13 protein-coding genes are annotated in these 21318 nt (G+C 34.8%); 4 read left to right on the top strand and 9 right to left on the bottom strand.

Going from position 1 to position 21318, the window contains the following annotated elements; translation table 11 throughout:
* The 6 genes from Q0912_RS11360 to mfd form a co-directional block, all read right to left on the bottom strand.
* Positions 1–2012, bottom strand: a 2012-nt coding sequence (locus tag Q0912_RS11360) for a DUF6443 domain-containing protein (RefSeq protein WP_299115119.1), incomplete at its 3' end; no start/stop codon positions are given.
* Positions 2013–2023: 11 nt separating this feature from the next.
* Positions 2024–2461 (bottom strand): hypothetical protein, encoded by a 438-nt coding sequence (locus Q0912_RS11355; RefSeq protein WP_299115117.1) that lies wholly within the window; start codon positions 2459–2461, stop codon positions 2024–2026.
* Between the two features lie 11 nt (positions 2462–2472).
* The gene (locus tag Q0912_RS11350; RefSeq protein WP_299115115.1) at positions 2473–5844 is read right to left on the bottom strand and encodes a hypothetical protein; all 3372 of its coding nucleotides are present in this window, start codon (positions 5842–5844) and stop codon (positions 2473–2475) included.
* 361 nt (positions 5845–6205) lie between these two features.
* Positions 6206–7507, bottom strand: coding sequence for a thioredoxin-like domain-containing protein (locus Q0912_RS11345; protein WP_299115113.1), 1302 nt, complete (start codon positions 7505–7507; stop codon positions 6206–6208).
* 43 nt (positions 7508–7550) lie between these two features.
* Positions 7551–8414 carry a DMT family transporter gene (locus Q0912_RS11340; RefSeq protein WP_299115111.1) on the bottom strand — a complete coding sequence of 288 codons (864 nt, stop codon included), beginning with the start codon at positions 8412–8414 and terminating at the stop codon, positions 7551–7553.
* Between the two features lie 19 nt (positions 8415–8433).
* Positions 8434–11766: a transcription-repair coupling factor gene (gene mfd, locus Q0912_RS11335; protein WP_299115109.1), complete on the bottom strand. Its 3333-nt coding sequence runs from the start codon at positions 11764–11766 to the stop codon at positions 8434–8436.
* A 75-nt stretch (positions 11767–11841) separates the two neighbouring features.
* Here mfd and Q0912_RS11330 point away from each other — a divergent pair, with 75 nt between their 5' ends.
* Positions 11842–12384, top strand: coding sequence for a dihydrofolate reductase family protein (locus tag Q0912_RS11330; RefSeq protein WP_299115107.1), 543 nt, complete (start codon positions 11842–11844; stop codon positions 12382–12384).
* Positions 12385–12489: 105 nt separating this feature from the next.
* Positions 12490–12921 carry a TerB family tellurite resistance protein gene (locus tag Q0912_RS11325; protein WP_299115105.1) on the top strand — a complete coding sequence of 144 codons (432 nt, stop codon included), beginning with the start codon at positions 12490–12492 and terminating at the stop codon, positions 12919–12921.
* 47 nt (positions 12922–12968) lie between these two features.
* Here the strand turns inward: Q0912_RS11325 and budA are convergent, their stop codons facing one another.
* The 3 genes from budA to fbp form a co-directional block, all read right to left on the bottom strand.
* Positions 12969–13664 (bottom strand): acetolactate decarboxylase, encoded by a 696-nt coding sequence (gene budA / locus Q0912_RS11320; protein WP_299115103.1) that lies wholly within the window; start codon positions 13662–13664, stop codon positions 12969–12971.
* A gap of 67 nt (positions 13665–13731) precedes the next feature.
* Positions 13732–18165, bottom strand: a complete 4434-nt coding sequence (locus Q0912_RS11315; RefSeq protein WP_299115101.1) for a histone deacetylase — start codon at positions 18163–18165, stop codon at positions 13732–13734.
* 129 nt (positions 18166–18294) lie between these two features.
* On the bottom strand, positions 18295–19305 hold the full coding sequence (gene fbp, locus Q0912_RS11310; protein WP_299115099.1) for a class 1 fructose-bisphosphatase: 1011 nt from the start codon (positions 19303–19305) through the stop codon (positions 18295–18297).
* 221 nt (positions 19306–19526) lie between these two features.
* Between fbp and Q0912_RS11305 the strand changes: the two genes are divergently transcribed.
* Together Q0912_RS11305 and Q0912_RS11300 are read left to right on the top strand one after the other, a co-directional pair.
* A complete protein-coding gene (locus tag Q0912_RS11305; RefSeq protein WP_299115096.1) occupies positions 19527–20009 on the top strand; it encodes a GNAT family N-acetyltransferase in 483 nt (160 codons plus the stop codon).
* A gap of 30 nt (positions 20010–20039) precedes the next feature.
* Positions 20040–21290: an aspartate kinase gene (locus Q0912_RS11300; protein WP_299115094.1), complete on the top strand. Its 1251-nt coding sequence runs from the start codon at positions 20040–20042 to the stop codon at positions 21288–21290.
* Positions 21291–21318: the final 28 nt, after the last annotated feature.

Raw genomic sequence — 21318 nt, 5'->3', positions numbered from 1 at the left:
TAGGTATAGTCTATATCTTGTAATCTATCGATCGCATTTTGCTTACCACCTACACCCTTAGCTGTCAGTTGCCCCAGGTCGTCGTAGCTATTATCGGTAATGACCTCATAGAGTGGTGCATGTGCAAACTTGTTTCTATGCTCCAAAACACGATTGGTATGGTCATAGGTATACTGGTCTATAAAACTCAGCGTTATCCCAGAGCGTTCCTTAGAGCTTGTGGTCTCTGTAGCTCTACCATCAAAGGTGAGGTCGCTCTTTATTTTATCTACAGTGTCTAAATACGCATTTTTAGAATACACATAGATAGGTCTCGCCTTGTCATCGTAATAGGTCACGGTGGTGATCCAGTCGTTGGTGCCCAGTACTCTTACCTTGCTCCCTGTAGCCAGGCCTTTAACATTGGTAATCGGTGTTACGCCATAGGCCGTTTCTGAGCTGCCACCATCGAGATCGAAGTTATAATCGTCGTAATAATTGATGGTTAACAATTCTTCTAAGTGCATAAACCCTGAGGCATTGGTGTAATATAAGGTTGTGCCTGCTACAGTAATGGGTGTGGTAAGCCGTGTTTCGTATTGCTGTGTTTGACCATTGATTACATCCTGTACAGCCGTTCTGGTATATAATGTATTTGACTCTTCTATAGCTGTATAGGCCACACGCCCAAAGGCATCATACTTTGTTATTAGCCATTTGTAAGGAGCACTTCCCCTTTGTATAGCATCTTGTGTCGCTATGGGTTGATCTAACTTATTATAAACAATATATTCCCAGCCTTTGCCTGGTATTTTCTTTTCTACCAAACGGTTAAGGTCGTCATAAATATATTGGTAACACAACTCACTAAGCTCTGTAGGATCTGGCTTAGCGGTATGGGCTTCGGCCTTTGGTGGCAGTACAAAGCTAAGGTTACCATAATCATCATAGACATAATAAGTGTCGTGGGCCACATTGGTCTGAGCAACCCCATCTACTTCAGAGGTTCCATAAGTACGCTTTAAAATCACCTGGCCTTGTTTGTTTTTAAATTCTTCGGTGGTATGAGCCTTGGTACTTGTACCATCGTGGTTTTCATCTTTGGTTATCGTTTTGGACAACTCATTTGCAGTATAATAGCCATTGTCTTCCAAAGAGGTAGTGTAGGTGATTACAGAGTTGGTAACGTCTTTAAACAGTTTTACATAATAATGTTTGACCTCGTTGGTACCGTTGGTGAGATAGTCCATTTCAATCTCATGGCCATTACCCATTTTCCAATCCTTACCTGGTGCCGCCTGTTTCATCACTCTATTTAGTGGTGAGCTGTCAAATTCTTTCTCAGAATAGGGATTGATATCTGCAACGCTCATCCCTGGAAAATCATCGTCATAGGCCGTGGCATCGTAATAGCTGTTGGTGGCATCAAAGGCATCGACTCTAAAGTCGCCAATATTTGTTGTAGCACTGTAAGGCAGGTATTCTTTGGTCTGTCTGCCAAAGGCATCATAGGCTATATGGGTAATGATATCCTGACTTTGTCCACCAGCACGTATCCCAATGGATTGGCTGGCACGTCCGAGCCCATCAAAATAGGTGATGCTCTCTATCTTTTCATTATTGCTTAGCGTAGTGATATCTGTGGTAGCGATCCGCGGTGTAATGTTATGTATATAGTTAAGTAGGGCCACACTGGTGGTTGGTGGTGCGGCCTGTACAACCACGTCCATACTTTCCAATAAGGAGTTGCTCTTACCACGGGCCTCAACCTTATGGGTACCAATGGTTGGCCATGTGACATCGACGGTATAGGTGGTCCCTGAAGAGCTTGAGCTTACCTGTGTACCACCGATAATGTTCCAGCTCAGGTTGGGCTTTATGTTACCGTCGTTATAGGTGTAAGTTTCGGTGTTACCTACCGTTACGGGTGTTAGCCCCGAGAGGTTCTGAGCATAGGCCTGTATGCTTAAAAGTACAAACCCTAATAGCATCATAAATGGCGTTAACGATGTGATGTTTCTCTGTCTTTTCATGATCTCTTGTTTTAAAGGTGGGTTAAGGTGTCAGTGTCTATCTCAAACAGGTAAATATCATCACTGCCGCCCGCCTGATGAATGCTCAGGGTCATGGTCATGGTCTCAGTTGTGCCAGAGATACTTAGTGTGGCCGTTTGCTGGTCAATGGACTCAAGGTCGTAACTGAGTGTTCCCAGATGGTTTTGCGTATCCCAACTGCCTGAGCTTGCAACGATGGTATAAGTATCAGAGCTGTTGGTATTGTAACCCAGCTGCTGCCAGACAAAGTTTGAGCCTTGCTTGCTTAGAATTGAATGTATTTCAACTTTGGTAGTGTTAGCAGTTACCAGATAACTTTCTGCAGACCAATCGGTGTTTTGGTTTTGTGAACATACGCCAGAGGTCCCTGCAAAAAGGCAAAGGACAAAAACTATGGCTATCTTATGGATTATTAGTGCTGTTTTCATCATATTATGTTTTAGTTGTTGGATTGGAGATGGTAGTTGTACTTGTTCTCGCTCATGATTTTACCATCCTGGTCTTTAACGCGTTGCAGACGGTTAAAGTCATCGTACTCGTAGTATACGGTATAGCCCTTAGGGTCGGTCATACTGGTGACACCAATTAATGGGTCATAAGTATAGGTCGTGACCATGGCCTGTTGCAGATCGGGATGGTTGCGCAAGGCCTCCAAGGCATCCCGAAGTGCCGCTTCTGAAGCTGCATCATCATCATTGTAAGAAGCATTCTTTGCTGCTGAGATGGCACTATTAAGACTTGTAGATATGCCTACATAACTGGCATTTTCAATCTTGGCAATTGGCAAAGTTTCGTTATAGCCCCATACGTACATAATTCTTGTCCCATCTACTTTACTGACTTCCTTGGGATTACCATAGTTGTCATAGGAGTGGAATTTAATACGGTCCTTAAATACATTGTTCTGAGAATCTTCACCTTTTCGGGTTTGAACGATCTGTGGTAATATCCTACCACTACCCCAATCGTGATATACGGTCTTAGTAGTATTCTGTGATAGGATGGTGTTGCCGTTCTTTAAAATGGCATCGGTCTGTATAGTCTCGTAGCGATCTTGATTGATGAGTTCCTGCTCGGCAGTTGTTGGGCTTTGCAAATCCTGCACATAAGTGACATGGTTCTCCTGCGTATGACCACTGCTATGTGCTGTACTGGTGCGTGATGCCAAAAGTGGGTTATTGTCATAATAATAATCGTTAGTGACTGTAATGTCTCCAGTATTGCGGTATTCTGTTGTGGTCTGTGACTTTAAGCGATGGTATTCGGTTTGATAATCGTACTTTGTAGCTTTATAGTTTTCAGCGCTAAAAATACTTCCACCTACTAAAATGAGTACTGGCATACGCATGGATTGAACACTAAAGTAATTGCTGTACTGACTGCCAGAGCTTTCATATGTAGAAATCGATTTCTGAACTAGAGTTCCTAATCTGTCATATACCCTTAAAGAATCAATATTACCATTTAGCCAATCTGGATTTAGCTTAAAATCAAAGTTGTTTGGAATCGGTGGTGCAGTAAAACCTATTGGGGAAGGAGTTGCTTCAAATTGTAAGAAACCATCGGTAGAAAATTCGTATTCTTTATAGCCGGTTCCGTTAACCCCATTAAAGGTTTCGGTAACATTGGTATAGCCTACATAGCTTCCTTTGGTCTGTAACATGGAGCTACTATTATCAGAAAACAATTTAAAGGTGAGTATATCTGCACTATGTGGTGACGCAAAGCAAATTATTCTCCAATTATCTATAAAATTGTCAATAAATCTTATCGTTTTTCCACTAGTAAGTTGATTGCCCCCAAATAGATTGTAGTCATAGCTTCTCGACAAAGGTGATGCCTGTTGATCAGAATAGGTATTAACTTCTTTTATGCGCAGTCCACCATACATAAATTCATTAGGTGTAGGGTCTGTATAATGATTGGCAACAACTTGTAAATATCTCGGCGCTCCTATGGTACAGTTTTGGTTTTGACATGGGTAACAGGTTATAGGCGTATTAGACTCTGCCGTAATTTTATAGGTTTTCCCAGGGAGAAGTTCTAATTCAAAATCACTCTGTAATATAGGATTAGAATAAGGTGTATCCACTCCCTCTAACCTAATCTTATAAGCGCAAGTCGTAAGGTTAAGATCTGGTCCTGGACAGCCGTCCATAGCAATTTGAAAATCTACCCATCCTGTGCTATTAACGTCTAATGTGAATTGTGTTGAAAAGTCAATATCTGGATCAGAATCCCCAAACAGGCACTCTGAGTTTTGTAGTACTACAGGACTCTTAATTAAATGGTCCACATATTGATCTACTTCTGGGGAAAGGGCGTTGGGTTGTTGGATAAAATTGTTTTCCCATACAAATTCTTCATAACCTCCAGTTGGGAATGTTATCTTTTTTAAGATACAGGCTTGAGTATAATTAGGGTCTATCGATCGATCAGCATCTCCAAGACGATGAATAAAATTATACATTGTATACCTCGATTTTGGAATCAGACTTGTATTAGATTTGCCATTATAATAGCCAAAATAGTCCTGCGATCTTGAAAATCGATCTGGTAACGGAACTGCGTTGTATTCGAATATGTAAGGAATTGAACTTACAGAATTTTTATCATACTGCGAAATAGAGTCTAATCGTAATCGGTGTTGCCCCTCATTATATACATCGAAAAAAGGATTCTCATCATTTGGGCTTATAAAATACGAGGTATTTAACTTAAACTGTCTAATAAGCTTACCATCATTATCAAGTAACTTTATATATTCTAATGGGTAAGAATTATTTAAATCTGATCGTTCAGAAGTACCTCTCTGAAAAAGTACCTTCCCCTTTGGAAATTCGATGCTTTCTATTTTAGGCTGAGCAAATGTCTTTTCGAGGTAATTTTGATTGTAAGTTTCCACAAAACAATTGCCATCAACATTAGTTGGTGCATGGATTCCAGGTTTAACATAGTCTTCACCTTGCGGAATATTAGTTAAAACATTGTTTTCTGTTATATAGTTAAATGTGATTTTTTGGGTGGTATTTGGAAAGATAATTGAGGTTAGCATCCAGGTTTGATAATATGCATTTGTTCCTCCTGCAGAATAAAATGCTGTATTACCTGTGATTAAATTACCATTGCTCAGTGTCTTTGTCTTTGCGCTTAAAATAGCCTCTCTGGCTTCATCTAATATACCAATCCCAAACTCATACTTTATACCTTGAGTATCTGTGATTCTAAATCCTGTAATTCGACCTGTTCCACCTATAGATTCTATGATGAAGTTTGTTTTAGGGTATTGTACGAACTCATCTAATGTTTCATCGTAAAAGAACTGACCTGATCCACCTGGGAGACTAAAATTAAAAATATCAGGCTGATAATCCCTATCTGTTGCATTATCAGTATCTAGCTGATTATACTTATAACTACTGTTTCCATTGGTTAAATCCTCAACAGTAAAAGGTGTGTTCATACATCCCAATGAGCTATCATCTGGTAATCCCCTTATAGTCCTACTGACCAACCCACCAGCTTGTAGATTCCATCCCAGACCTGCCCAGGACGCAATATCGGTTACTTTGATGCCACCTCCACTATATCCCAGACCAATGGGAACAGAAACCCCTTTATGGCTTATGGTATAAAAGGGGATGGATATACTTGGAAGACCTGTATAAGGGGATACTTCCGTTTGCGAGTACTTAATCAATTCCGCAGCCTCAGGAGAGGGAGGGACAACATTTGGCAACTCTTGTGCCAAGGTGCCAATTGAAAATGTGAGCATAAAGATGCTCATAAGGATGTTGAAATACGTTTTCATAGAAAAAAGGTCTTAACGATTTATGTTTTATCGACCAACTGAAAAAAGTGTAGGAATTTTATGTGTTTACACTAAATATCCCTTTAGCAATAAATTTTAACTGCTTAGTTCTGTTAGGTCGAAATTAGACCATAAAGTTAGAGTGGCTTCTTGACTTTACACAGAGCATTTTGCTTTAAAATACTAAGCATTTTGCTTGGTGGGAAATGGTCTTTGGAGATTAAATTGAGGGTTAATTATAGTAAAAATTACTAAGGTTAAGGAATAAGGTTACCTTAATATAAAATACGGTCAAGAAATGTTATAATCACAAAGCCCAATTCAATTGAATTGGGCTTTGTATGTTTTTATGGTCAATATATTACAAATCCTTCAACACCACTTCCAAATCTTCAAATGCATAAGGTTTCGCCATAATAATCTTGTCTGCACTTAACAAAAAGTACATTGGTGTGGCTGCGACCCCATAGGTTTTTACAATGGGGTTTTCCCATTTACCCAAACCAATGTTATGGATAAAATCAGGATAATTTTTAATGGCTTCTGTCCATTGAGTGGGTTCACCCTCAAGGCCAAAGGCAACTACTTTTATGTTTGATTTTTTAGCTACAAGCGCTTTTACTTTTGGGAGCTCGTTTAAACAATGCCCACAACCACTACTCCAAAACACAAGCAGATAATATTCCGAGCCTTTTAAATCGTGAAGGGTTGTAGTGTCTTCGCCAGAGCTAATTTCAAAATTAGGCGCTTTGGTTCCTAAAGAGGTGTTTTTATAAGAGTTGATGGTTTCTGCTAAGACTTTATTTTCAGTCTTTTTAGCCAATTGTAAAAGGTATTTATCAGTTATATAATTAGCCAATTCATGATTTTCTAAGGTTACAAATCGCTGCCATAAGATTTCTATTAAATTGGCTTTAATTACCAGATCAAAATCACTAATGCTATGTGCAACATCATCTACGTGTTTTTTATATGTAGTATTACTTGGACTATCTACAATATCAAACACATAACTCGTAACACGATCGACTAAAAATGAGGAGCTCTGTAATAAATAATTACTAAAATCTATATGACTTAGAAAGTTGTTTTTAAGATTGTTTGAGTAGGTACTTATATCTTCATACATCGTAGGAATATAAGGTCTGTTAGCCATTATAAAAGCAGAAACCAATCTGCCATTGGCCGATTCTTCATAAGCTAATTGTGTGTCTTTTACAACCTTAAAAATAGAATTAAACCCTTCCTCATCAGTATTGGCTTTAGAATAGTAATTACTAATCGTTTGGTTAACCATATCCATACTATGCAAGTACGAATTCCAAAGTTTATTTTCTTCAGATTCTGTGAATTCTACACCTTTATCATAACTAAAATTAAAAGCCACAGTTTCTTTACCATCATAAATAAAGTCGAAATTATTTTCTTCTGGTGGAATTGCATATACAATCTTATAAATACCTGGGGCAACAGTAGAATCTAATGGGATTTCAAAATTACCTTCACGATCTAACTGGCCACGATTAACGTAGTTAGCCCCTTCTGGTGTGGCTTGGTATAAAAACGCATAGGAAAAATCTTCTGCTGGCGAAAATGTACCTTTTACACTCTGACTAAAAGTTAATAGAGGAAGTATACAAAGGATGAATACTGTTTTTTTCATTTTATATAATTTTATTGTTATAACGACTTCAATAATTAAGCCATTATGTCTTTTTAGATCTAATACTTTCTATAACAACGGTACAAAGGATTAAGGCGCCTCCAACAAATGTATGTATTGTTGGTGTTTCTTTCAAGAAAAAATAGGCAATTATAATTCCAAAAACAGGTTGTGCACTACCAATAATACTTGCCGTGCTTGCCTTAAAGTATTTTAAACTATTAACAAATAAGGTATGTCCAACAGCTGTAGTGAGTAGTGCCAAAATTATAACATATGGATATTGAGTAGTAATGTTAGCTGTACTTTCAAAGTACAAAACAGGAAGTAACACGATGCTTATGATGGCTACTTGATAAAACATAAGCATAGTACTATTGTATTTAGTAACTTCTCCTTTTAAAATTAAAATTCTGAGTGCGTAACATAATGCAGATATTAAACCAAATAGTACACCTTTAAATTGACCACTTTCTATGTTAAAATCTGGAGCTAAAATGTATACACCTAAGAGAACGATAATGCCTAAAACAATATGAATGGCGTCGGGTTTCGCTTTAGAAAATAAAGGTTCTAATAGTGCTGTTATAACCGGAAATGTAAACAATGACAGCATACCAATAGCAACATTAGACAATTTTAAGGCATAGAAATATGTCACCCAATGTGCGCCCATAAAAAGTGCTCCAAGTACAAATGTCCAATGGTCTTTACCACTATTAATTTTTAAGCTAATGCCTTTGTATAAACAGAACGTAAACAGAAAAATTGCTGCCAAAATTGAGCGCCACCAAATAACAACAGACGTAGGCATATCTATAAATTTCCCTAAAGCGCCAGATGTGCTAATAAAAATGGTAGCAACGGTAAGCCAGAGTAAATGGTTTAAATGAGCGTTTTGTTTCATTCATTTAAAATTTGTCAATTCAATTGAGTTTTGAAAGTGCGTCAAGGGCTTTCTTTGTAGATGTTATATTCTCGAATGTAATGAGTAAGCGTAAACCATTTCTTGTTTGTTTTTCTTTCATTTTACATTTGCCTGTATTCATCTGGACAAAATGTAACACTTTAGTAAATGCCTCACTTTGATAAAACTTACTTTGTTGGTCTTGAATAAAATACCCGATCAATTTGCCTTGTTTCATAATAATTTTTTCAAGCCCCATTTCTATAGCAATCCATTTCAATCTCACACTATCAAATAAATCAACAACTTGAGAAGGGAATTCCCCAAAACGATCAATAACTTCAGATTCAAATTGTTTAAGCCCTTCTTCAGTTTTAATAGTATTTAACTTGGTGTAAAGGTTCAAGCGCTCAGTAATATTATTGACATAATCATCTGGAAATAATAGCTCAAAATCCGTATCGATAGTAATGTCTTTAACATACTGCTTAGGTTTGCCGTCATCTTTATATAAATCAGCAAATTCTGCTTCTTTTAATTCTTCAATAGCTTCATTTAGTATTTTTTGATAGGTATCAAAACCGATATCATTGATAAATCCACTCTGTTCGCCACCTAATAAATCACCTGCACCTCTAATTTCTAAATCCTTCATAGCGATATTGAAACCACTTCCTAATTCAGTAAACTGCTCTAAAGCTGTAATTCGCTTACGAGCATCAGTAGTCATGGCAGAATACTCGGGAGTAATGAAATAACAGAAGGCTTTTTTATTACTACGACCTACGCGACCGCGCATTTGATGGAGGTCGCTCAAGCCAAAATTATTAGCGTTGTTGATAAATATAGTATTAGCATTTGGTACATCCAAGCCACTTTCTACAATAGTGGTACTTACTAAAACATCGAACTCACCATTCATAAAAGCGAGCATAAGTTGCTCTAGTTTTTTACCATCGAGTTGGCCATGACCTATAGCGATTTTGGCATCGGGTACTAAACGTTGAATCACCCCAGCAACCTCTTTAATGTTTTCAATTCTATTGTGAATAAAAAACACTTGACCTCCACGTTGAATTTCGTAACTAATTGCATCTCTAATGATGTCTTCACTAAAACGAATTACGCGGCTTTCAATTGGATAACGGTTAGGTGGTGCAGTGGTAATAACCGACAAGTCTCTTGCAGCCATTAAACTAAATTGAAGCGTTCTAGGGATAGGGGTAGCTGTCAATGTTAACACATCAACATTTTCTTTTATGGTCTTTAGCTTTTCTTTTACAGCAACACCAAACTTCTGTTCTTCATCTACTATAAGCAAACCCAAGTCTTTAAACTTTACATTTTTATTAGCAAGCTGATGCGTGCCAATAACAATATCAACGCTTCCTTTTTCTAAGCCTTCTAATGTTAATCGTTTTTCTTTCGCCGTTCTAAAGCGGTTAACATAATCTACAGCTACAGGAAAGTCTTTTAAACGCTCAGTAAATGTGCGATAATGTTGGTACGCCAAAATAGTCGTTGGCACTAAAATTGCTACTTGCTTGCCATTATCAACCGCTTTAAAAGCTGCTCTTATAGCAACTTCAGTCTTACCAAAACCAACATCACCACAAACCAGGCGATCCATTGGTCGTTCGCTCTCCATATCAGCTTTTATATCTGCTGTAGAAGTAATTTGGTCTGGTGTGTCTTCATATACAAAAGAAGCTTCCAGTTCGTGTTGCATGTAGCTATCTGGAGCATATTGAAAGCCCTTTTTCAACTTGCGCTTAGCATAGAGTTTGATGAGATTGAAAGCAATTTCTTTAACTCTTGATTTGGTCTTCTGTTTTAAGGTTTTCCAGGCTTTGCTTCCTAGCTTATAGATTTTGGGTGGTTTGCCATCTTTACCATTAAATTTGGTGATTTTATGTAAAGAGTGAATGCTTAAATACAACACATCGCGCTCCCCATAAACTAATTTTATAGCTTCCTGTTTTTTACCTTCTACATCTATTTTTTGAAGTCCACCAAACTTACCGATACCATGGTCTATATGTGTTACATAATCACCTATTTCGAGATTAGTTAGTTCTTTTAATGTAATGGCCTGCTTTTTAGCATATCCATTCTTTAGGTGAAATTTATGGTAGCGATCAAAGATTTGATGGTCCGTATACACTGCAATTTTACGTTCCTCGTCAATAAATCCCTGATAAAGAGATAGCACAACTGTTTTATAATGTACCTCAGCTTCATGGTCTTCAAAAATATCATGAAAGCGTTTGGCTTGTTGCTCACTTACACAAGCTATATAATTAGTAATGCCGTTAAGATGATTTTCGTTAAGATTTTCAATTAATAAATTGAATTGTTTATTGAATGAAGGCTGAGGTTTTGTGTTAAAGGTAATTGTATTACCAGACATTATAGTATCAGACCCAAATTCAACAAGATTGTACTCTAAAAACTGACGCTTTAGTAATTCTGAATTACAAAACAATTCATCGGGTGAAGCATGCCTTAAATCACTATTTAAGGCATTAAATGCTTCAACAGCTTTTTCGTAAAACGCATCGATCCTGGAAAATAAAAGTGGTGCATTTTTAGCAAAAACTACAGTTTTATTAGAAATGTACTTAAGGAAGCTTTCCCGTTTTTCTGCAATTTGTTTATTGGCAACATTGGGTATAATACTCACCTTTTTTATACGCTCAGTAGATAACTGGGTTTCAACATCAAAGGTTCTAATACTATCAACCTCATCACCAAAAAACTCTATGCGATAAGGCTCATCATGCGAAAATGAAAACACATCTATAATACCTCCACGCACTGAAAATTCACCTGGTTCAGTAACAAAATCAACACGCTTAAATTTATATTCAAACAGTACTTCATTTACAAAATCGATGCTCAATTCGTTACCAACAGAAATCTTTAAGGTGTTTTTCTCTAATTCTCTTTTTGTGACGACTTTTTCAAACAAGGCATCAGGATATGTAACAATGATTGCTGGTTTTTTCCGTGAGTTAATTCGGTTTAAAACTTCAGCTCTTAAAAGCACGTTAGCATTATTGGTTTCTTCAATTTGGTATGGTCTTCTATAACTACCTGGATAGAATAATACATCCTTATCATTAATGAGTTGCTCTAAATCATTAAGGTAATACGCAGCTTCTTCTTTGTCATTAAAGACTAAAAGAAATGGTTTTTCTACTGATTTAAATGCTGCTGCTATAGTTATTGAAAATGAAGAACCAACAAGACCTTTTAAATGTGTTTTCCCTTCGGGCTGGACAATAAAATCCTGCAGATTTTGCAATTGCAAAGCCTGTGCATACGTTTGCGAGATAAGCGTTTTGCTCACGTATTATAAATTGAGAGTGCAAATATAGCAGGTTATTGTTAAAAGACTAATTTGTAACTTGTAATTTTAAGTCATATGGAGCCAAAAAACAAAGTATTTATCGCTACAAGTCTTGATGGTTATATTGCCGACAAAAATGGAGGTATAGCCTGGTTGGATGATATCCCTGAAATCAACACCATTGATACAGGTTATGAAACATTTACATCACAAATTGATGCTATGCTAATGGGGCGTACTACATTTGAAACTGTTTTGAGTTTTGGAATCGAATGGCCTTATAAAAAACCCGTTTTCGTGTTAAGTAGAACCTTAACTAAGGTACCGCAAAACTTAAAGGGTAAAGTTTTTTTAGTCAATGGAACCTTAAAAGAAGTATTGCAAACTATTCACAACAAAGGGCTTTATAGGTTGTATATAGATGGAGGAAAAACCATCCAAAGTTTTTTGAAGCAGGATTTGATTGATGAAATAATTATCACCATCATTCCAACTTTATTGGGTGGAGGTCTTTCTCTTTTTGGTGAACTTTCAGAAAAATTACAATTTGAATGTGTTTCATCTAAAGTATATTTAGATAAGATTGTTCAAAATCGTTTTGTCAGAAAAAAAGTATAAAAAACCCACTCTTTAGGAGGCGTTTTTTAATGAAATTAGGATTCTTTTTCATTTTATAACCACTTAATAATAATTATATTTGCAGCACCATAAAAAACAGAATATATGTCATTTTCAGAATTATTTGAAAGCGGGTTTAAGAAACGTAATAGTGATCATTTTGCTGCTATAGTTAGAGTAGCGATGAGTGATGGTATTATTAATGATGCAGAAAAAGCGTTTTTAGATCGTCTTGCTACGCGATTAGATATCACAGAGCACGAATATAAAGAGATCCTTAAAGATTATAAAACACACCCTATAAATGCTCCGCATTCTTACGATAAGCGCTTAGAACGTTTGTATGATTTAGCACGTATGGTATGGGCAGATCATATTGAAGGCCCTAATCAGTTAGTGTTATTAGAAAAACTTTGTATAGGATTAGGGTTTAATCAAGACAATGTAAAATACATTGCAGATAAAGCTTTAACTCTTGTACATTATGAAGTCGATCTAGAAGAGTTTACTGAGAAAATGAAAAAAATGAATCAGTAATTATTATTTTCAAGAGATAAAAAAGGCGGACATAATGTTCGTCTTTTTTATCTCTCTATAGTATCTAACTCTTTTTGGGTTGTTTTTGTAAGATCAACATTTTTAAAAGAATTGTCTTTAGGAAGAATCATTTGAAATCCATAAATTGGATTAATAATAAGTTCTGCTTTCAAAACCTCTATATCAAGAACATGCCCTCCAAATAACTTGTCATCGGATAAGAAATGAAAGTGATAACCCGTTACATTAATATCTTTCATATAAGAAGGGAAATAAAATCCTACGAGAGTTCCTCTGGTTTCTGAAGGTTTTATAAAAGGTTTAATATCTTTAGCCACTTCAGTAAGTCGAATGCTAGTCTCTTGTTTGGGGACACTACGCGCTTTAATATTTTTAAAAAAGCCATCTATTCTAAAAGCATAAATGTAGTTTTTTGATGGTAATACCTTATCCAATTCTAACTCTAAATGGTGAAAATTCTTCACAGCACTTATTTTACTACTTTCCTTATTATTAAACTTTGTTACTACTGAAAACGGTGTGAGTTGCTCATCAGACACTTTTACGATTGATCCGTTAGATTTAACTTGATAGAATTCACCATCAAACCCAATCATTTCTCCATCTAAATCCTGAAAGGTACCTAAACCAAAATCGCCATATTCTTTTAGCTCACCAAAGCTAATATCCCCTTTGTAGATACCTTCTACCAAAGCATTTATTGTTGAGTTTTGAAAAACCATACTACTATTTTTTAAATCGTTATTATTTCTGCGACAAGAAATACTTAAAAGTATTATACAAAAAACACTAACTAAGTAAATGTTTCCAAGTCTTTTCATCATTGAACAGTTTATAATTAGAGTTTTTTATTTTACAATCTTTCATAGATAAAACTCTTTTTTTAAGCATCTTTTTAACCTCTTTGAGTTTTTCTGTGTCTTCTTTCTTATTATTTTTTATAAAACCTATTTCATTTTGGTCAATTTTCCAATCTCCTATAATATTCATCATATGTGTAATGCTATTAGCTAATCCTTCTAAACCATAACCACCTTCAACAGCACCAACAGTTTTAATCTTTAGTTTAGACATTACTCTAAAAATACTTTCTGATAAGGATATATATGCTTTTTCGCTAAAGGCACCACCTGGATTCAGTTCGTCATCAAAATGCCCATCAAATCCTGCTGAAATCATAATTAAATCTGGCTTATACTCCAAAGCTAATGGTTCTATAAATTTGGTTGCTATATAATTATAAGCTTCGTCTGTAGTATAACTTGGGTACATTAAATTAAAATTATAGCCTACACCTTTATTTATTCCTATGTGCTCAGGAAATCCACCATCTTTTGCATGACTTCCTTCAATATGAATAGAAAGATAGATGACTTTATCATCTTCACTAAATACTTTAGCTGTGTGCTTACCATGGTGCGCATCACAATCAATGATTAGAACTCTTTCAATAGTTTCTTTATATTCTTTTAGGGCATACTTTGCTCCTATGGCTATATTGTTAAGTATGCATATAGCATTATTTGCTAGGTGACCAGGAGGTCTCCCAAGAGACCAAGCTGAATTAGCCTCATTTTTCATAATATAATCTATAGCACTAATGACACCACCAGCTGAAAGTTTTGCAATCTCAAATGATTCATATCTTAATTCTGCTGGTCCAACTTGTTTTCGCTTTTCTCCTTTCTTTAGTGAATTACTAGCTTGTTTGACCTCGACTAAATAATTTTCCCATAAGGTACCATCACTGTGATAATCATTTTCTTTGCGTTTTCCATGAACAGCTTCGAGTTGAGCTCTTGACGGATTTATTGGTAAAACCCAATTATAATATGTGTCTCCCAATTGAGTTAATTTATTTAATACAGCTTGTATTCTTTGGCGGCACTCTGTGTGATTATCATATGAAGTTTCTAAATAAAAAGGAGTGTAAACCAAACCTGTTTTGTCACATTTGTGTTTATCCAGAATTTCGCCTCCTTTAGTATTAACCTTTTCTTTAGACCAGCTTATTACGGGTATTTTCTCAAGCAAATTTAAATATCTAGAATGCTCTCTTGTTAGTTTAATACTAAGTAAAGTTTCGTTAACAATATAATCTAATTGAGCATTATCTAACTCAAGAGCTTTTTCTAAAACATCCCATATCCAAGAGTTTGTTGAGACATCTCCATACTTGTGCCATTCTTTGAGCTCAAATATTAGATTCCATATTCCCCAAAAAGAGATAGAAGCAGAGTGTATATAGTCTAGGATTTTTTCAGCATATTTTTGATTTCCTTTAACGAGATATGGCAATGTCGAAAAGGCCAAATCTTTTGAGTAAATTGATGCTTCTTTTTCTGCAATAAGCGTATTTAATATTTTCCAAATACCTTTTAGCTGTTTCTCAGAAAGGACTAATTCAGAATCTTTTATAATCTCACTAACAGCAAAGATCAAATTTCTGGATAACCAAAAACTTTTTTTATATTCAGCTTGTACAGATAGATTTTTTATTACTTTAATAGAAGTCCCTAATTCAATTTTTGATAGTCTTGCCAAAACTTGAGTAGAAAAAATTTGTAAAATTCTATTGTTATTCTCTTCGGACCAATCTTGCATACTTGAAGTCACAATTTCTGGTTCTAGTTTGGCCATTTTTTCTAAAGTGTTTTCTAAATCCCAAAGGATAACAAAATCTTCACTTTTTTTTGCAAAATTTCTAAGCCTGCTAAGAGCTTGTCTAATTAAATAATCACTTTTTTTCTTATCTGCTTTTTTAACAAAGCCAGCTAAAAGTGATGAAATTCTCAATGTGGCAAATGCTTTTTGCAAATGGATAAAACTAGCATGTTTACTGTGAAGAATTGTTTGGATTAAATCTAAAAACAATAACGGGGAGTCCTCATATTTTTTATCATCCTCGGTAACTAAAATAGCATATTGTATTGCACCTACTAGGTTAGTAAATGGCTGTTGTTTTTCTTTGAGTTGATTGTCTAAATCTAAAAGACTCTCTAAATCTTGTTTTATTAAATCTTCGGTATTAGGTTTATTAAGAAACTTGCCCCAACGCTTTAATGCGATATAGCGTCCTAAAGTATATTCGAAATACGATTCAAATACAAAGTTATATTTACCTTCTTCCTCTTCTTTATCCAGAATCAAGCCTTCATCTATAAACATATAAAAGATAGATTTATCAGAGGAATCAAAATCATTTTTAGACAATTTTGCATCAAAATGATCTATTTGCTTTGCGACAGCCATAGCTTCATCTAATGTGATATATGCTCTTTTTTGCTTGAACATTAATTCACACAAGCTAATTAAGTAATTTGTAGTATAATTAGCTATCTTCTTTTCGCTTAAATTCTTAGATTTTAGATTTCTATTTAAGCGATTAATCATCCTTTTCCGGATATTTGTAACAAAGGTGTCAAACACTCTTTTTTTCTGAAGAATTTCAGGAGATTTAACTTTTACAACATCAATTAGTGATGGTGGTTTAACTCTATCGTCGTTATCTCTGTTGGTATATGCCTCACATAAGTACCTTAGCATTAAAGGGTCTTGACATTGGATTCTGGCTTTACCTTTGGGCTCACCCTTTAGTCTAAACCAATCAAAATGCTTTTTAATAATATCATCTATTTCATCTTCGGGATAATCCCCAAGTTCGTAGCTTGGGTTTTGACTTAATGTGGGTTCAAATGTATCTTTTAGAACCCAATCATGGTCATAAAAGAAATTCCAAAAATCTGATCTGCAACTCACGCAAAATAGAAACGGATAATTATTTGATTTTGTTAATTGTATTAGCTCATTGAGTTGTTGACCAAAAACTTCAAAAACATCGAAATCATCGTCGCGATCTAATTCGTTAATAGCATCAAAGAAAACAACCAATTTTGGTGGTTCGTTACCTTTTGTGTCCTCAGTTTTTAAATCAGCTTCATTCTTTAATATATCACTAATCTCATGTAGGCTTGAACCTTCAAAACTAGCCTCAATTTTTTTAATTAAAGTGTTTTTATTTAGTTTTAAGTCAGGGCAGTTAAGTAATAAGGACAATCCGTTATCATATATTCCTGTGGAAGACGATGCAAGCTTACAAAAAAGAGAGGTTTTACCTCTACCTGCTTTACCTGTTATTACAAAACATTTTTTCTTGGTCTGTGTTTTAAACCTATCAAATTTTTCGTGAGCTCCTTTTCTAACATGATAAATAGGTTCTATATATTTTTTGTGAAAATGACTATGATTGTCAAAATTCTCTTCAAACAATTTAGTTGCGATGCTTCTTAGATCTTTGTAGGTTTTAGGTTTTTGGGTAATTATAGTGTTTAATTGATTAGGTAGTGACTGTTCTGTAACTTTGGAGTTTAAAGAGTCAATACTCGACTTTATATCTTTTAGGCCTTTCTCAATAAAGGGAAGTCTTTGAGTATCGGATTTAATCGATGATAACTGAGTTATAATATCATTTTTTAGTTGCGAAATCGCATTTTCAAAAAGTTCTTTAAGTTCCTTACTTGTTGCCAGCTTTTTTTGCCAAACCTCTAAGCTATGTAATAAATGTGTGTGGTAACTTACTCTTGCTACGTCATCATCATTCAATTCTATTTTAAAACGATCTATAAAACTTGTTTTAAATGTTTCTACTATGACCTCATCAATCTCTTTTTTCTCTTTTAATGATATTTTTGATTCAGAATTAGGTGCATTAAAGATTTTGTTTAGATCGAGATGGTCTTTTATTGCCTTCTCTATAAAAACAACAGGCTCTAAATGACCATTGTTATTAAACAGTTCTTCCACATAAGCTTCTTGTGTTAATTCTTTTGTAAAATCAGTAAAAATGCTTTTAGATTCTTTTTTATCAAACAAATCAGAACATCGAGGGTGGTCTAATAGTTTCAAATAAACCTTCTCTGATGCCTCATTCATCAATTTTAAAACTGATCTGGAAAACAACTTTAAATTAGAGTGATTTTTTTCTGCTTCCGCCCTTTTTTGATAACCATCAATGTAAGAGCTTACAAACTCTGGAAGACCCATTTTTAAACCTTCAGCAAGTAATGTTTGTAATTTGTCATTAGCAATTAATTTTGAAGATATCATTGTTGGATCAATGAGAGCTATGGCCATACCTAGTGCAGATAAAATAGCAGGTGCGGCTACTTTATCTGTATTAGGCAATTGTTTTTTTAAAAGATTGAAAGATACTTTTTTAGACACTTTAGTTATCTGTATTTTAAATTACTTCTAAATTTAAAAAAAGTAAACTGATTAAGAGTGTCTTACCAATTTTAATTAAGATTAATAAAATAGTGTGCTTGTTTTCAAAACACAAAAGGAGAAAGTGAATTATGCATTACGCATAAATTCTTCGGCTTTTTCTACCATATTTCGACTTCCGCAGATAAAAGGTACACGTTGATGCAATTCTGTGGGTTGTATATCCATAATACGAGTAAAACCATCACTAGCTTTTCCATTGGCTTGTTCTGCCAAAAATGCCATAGGATTACATTCGTACAACAAACGAAGTTTACCATTACTAGCTTTAGAGCTTTTTGGATACATATAGATACCTCCTTTAATCATGTTTCTATGAAAATCAGAAACCAATGAGCCTATATAACGACTAGTATATGGTCTGTCACCTTCTTCTTCCTGGCAATATTTTATGTAGTTTTTAATGCCCTTTGGAAAATGAATATAGTTACCTTCATTTACCGAGTAAATACGACCATCTTCAGGGAATTGCATGTTTGGGTGCGATAAGTAATAAGACCCAATGGCAGGGTTTAGGGTAAACCCATTAACCCCATCTCCTGTTGTATAAACCAACATAGTCGAAGTTCCGTAAACCACATATCCAGCCGCAACTTGTTGATTGCCTTTTTGCAGAAAATCTTCAAGTTGTACAGGCGTACCTATAGGTGTTACACGTCTGTAAACTGAAAAAATGGTTCCAACAGATACATTTACATCAATATTAGACGAACCATCTAATGGATCAATCAACACCACATATTTATTTTGATGATTTTCGTCCTGGCTGTTTATAGTAATAAAATCGTCCTCTTCTTCACTGGCTATACCACAGACAATATTTCGTTTTGTCATAGTTTGTATAAACTTCTCATTAGCATAGACATCTAATTTCTGCTGATCTTCACCTTGGATATTAGTATCGCCTGCCGCACCAATGATATCTACTAAACCTGCTTTATTAACTTCGTGATTAACCACTTTTGCTGCTAAACGAATGGAGTTTATTAATCTTGAAAGTTCCCCTGAGGTATATTTAAAAGACGCTTGATTTTCAATGATAAACTCACCTAAGGTTTGATTTAGTTTAGAATTAGACATGTAGCATTATATTGATTAGATGACACAAATATCGCATTTTTTAACAAACTATAACGTTTTCGTATCGCAAACTATCTGCAAGTAAATTACAGCCCAATCTTTGGAGCCGACGCATAAAATATTTAAGCAAGCTTATATGTATTTAAATCACTATTATCGCGTAAATAAATTATGGAGTAAAGCGAGTTTTAGATTATATTTGATTTCCGTTTTTATCATTAATGATGCATCATCCAAGACCAGCTACTAAACAAGACATGCCAAGAGTTTTAGAACTTATAAAAGAATTGGCTGTATTTGAAAAAGAACCTGAAGCCGTTGAAATTACTCTTTCAGACTTAGAACATGATGGTTTTGGTGAACAACCAAAGTTTAAATGCTTTATTGTAGAGGTAAAAAATAAAGTTGAAGGCTTGGCGTTGGTATATCCCAGATATTCTACATGGAAAGGCAAAACATTACATCTCGAAGATCTTATTGTAAGTAAAACATCTAGATCTAAAGGTTTAGGAACAATGCTTTTGGATGCTGTTGTAAAATATGGCCATTCAATTGGTGTAAAGCGTATAAGTTGGGAGGTTTTAGATTGGAATGAATCTGCAATTGCATTTTACGAAAAAAAAGGAGCAAATGTTATGAGAGATTGGGATGTGGTTCAACTCGATGAGAACGGAATAAAAAACTATTTAGGGAATATTAATTAAAAAAGATTTCCTTTTTTATGAGAACTAATTATGCGAATTTTCAAATTTGGAGGAGCATCAGTAAAAGATGCTGAAGGTGTAAAAAATTTAGCTAAAGTTTTAAAAACCACAGGTTATGACAATACTTTAGTGGTGGTTTCTGCCATGGGAAAAACTACTAATGCCATGGAATTAGTAGTAAAAAACTATTTTGAAAACAAAGCAGAACTGCAAAGCGCTATCCATGACGTTATAAAATATCATAATGAAATTCTGTTAGATTTATTTGATAACGAACGTCATAAAGTATTTTTAGCTGTTAAATCTCTTTTTGATGAATTAGCCTTGTTTTTTAAACGCAATAAATCCCCAGATTATAATTTTGTTTATGACCAAACGATAGGTTTTGGGGAGTTGGTCTCTACGACAATTATTAGTCATTATCTCAATGATCTCGGTTTAAAAAATAATTGGCTAGATGTTAGAGATTACATAAAAACAGATAACTATTACAGACATGCCAACGTAAATTGGGACGTAACCCAAACTCAGATTTCTTCTCAGCTCAACACTGCAATTCTAAATATTACCCAAGGATTCTTAGCAAGTGATACTAACAATTTCACGACCACTTTAGGCAGAGAAGGTAGTGATTATACTGCAGCAATTTTTGCGTATTGTTTAAATGCTAATAGCGTTACCATTTGGAAAGATGTACCAGGTGTTTTAAATGCTGATCCTCGTTATTTTGAAAATGCACAATTGCTTCATCAAATTTCGTATAGAGAAGCAATAGAGTTAGCTTTTTATGGGGCTTCGGTCATACATCCCAAAACACTTCAGCCATTACAACGCAAAGAAATTCCGTTATATGTAAAGTCGTTTTTAAATCCTAATGCCGATGGCACCTGTGTGAGTAAAGGAAAAACCTTAGAGCCTGAAATTCCATGTTTTATTGTGAAAAAGAATCAGATTTTAATTTCACTATCATCATTGGATTTTTCATATATCGTTGAAGAGAATATTAGTGAGATATTTAGTTTATTACACTTATATAAAATGAAAGTTGATGTCATTCAAAATTCTGCCATTAGCTTTTCTGTTTGTATTGATAATTTATACGACAATCTCGAAAAATTATTCCAACATTTAAAAGCAAAATTTAAAGTCACATCTTACGAAAATGTAAGTCTTTATACTATTAGACATTATAATGACACTGCAATAACGGAGCTCGAAAAAGATAAAACCGTGCTATTGAAGCAGTTAACACAAGGAACAGTACAAATCGTAACTAAATAACATTTACTACATTTGTTTTATGGGGAAA

This window comes from uncultured Winogradskyella sp. (assembly GCF_947498345.1).
GTDB lineage: Bacteria > Bacteroidota > Bacteroidia > Flavobacteriales > Flavobacteriaceae > Winogradskyella.
This window is presented reverse-complemented; position numbering and strand designations above follow the sequence as displayed.

Excerpts from the sequence above, each read along its gene's own strand:
- Q0912_RS11325 (WP_299115105.1), top strand. The coding sequence starts at position 12,490 with ATGTCATTTTCAGAATTATTTGAAAGCGGGTTTAAGAAACGTAATAGT.
- Q0912_RS11345 (WP_299115113.1), bottom strand. The coding sequence starts at position 7,507 with ATGAAAAAAACAGTATTCATCCTTTGTATACTTCCTCTATTAACTTTT.
- fbp (WP_299115099.1), bottom strand. The coding sequence starts at position 19,305 with ATGTCTAATTCTAAACTAAATCAAACCTTAGGTGAGTTTATCATTGAA.
- Q0912_RS11305 (WP_299115096.1), top strand. The coding sequence starts at position 19,527 with ATGATGCATCATCCAAGACCAGCTACTAAACAAGACATGCCAAGAGTT.
- Q0912_RS11355 (WP_299115117.1), bottom strand. The coding sequence starts at position 2,461 with ATGAAAACAGCACTAATAATCCATAAGATAGCCATAGTTTTTGTCCTT.
- Q0912_RS11300 (WP_299115094.1), top strand. The coding sequence starts at position 20,040 with ATGCGAATTTTCAAATTTGGAGGAGCATCAGTAAAAGATGCTGAAGGT.
- Q0912_RS11330 (WP_299115107.1), top strand. The coding sequence starts at position 11,842 with ATGGAGCCAAAAAACAAAGTATTTATCGCTACAAGTCTTGATGGTTAT.
- budA (WP_299115103.1), bottom strand. The coding sequence starts at position 13,664 with ATGGTTTTTCAAAACTCAACAATAAATGCTTTGGTAGAAGGTATCTAC.
- Q0912_RS11350 (WP_299115115.1), bottom strand. The coding sequence starts at position 5,844 with ATGAAAACGTATTTCAACATCCTTATGAGCATCTTTATGCTCACATTT.
- Q0912_RS11340 (WP_299115111.1), bottom strand. The coding sequence starts at position 8,414 with ATGAAACAAAACGCTCATTTAAACCATTTACTCTGGCTTACCGTTGCT.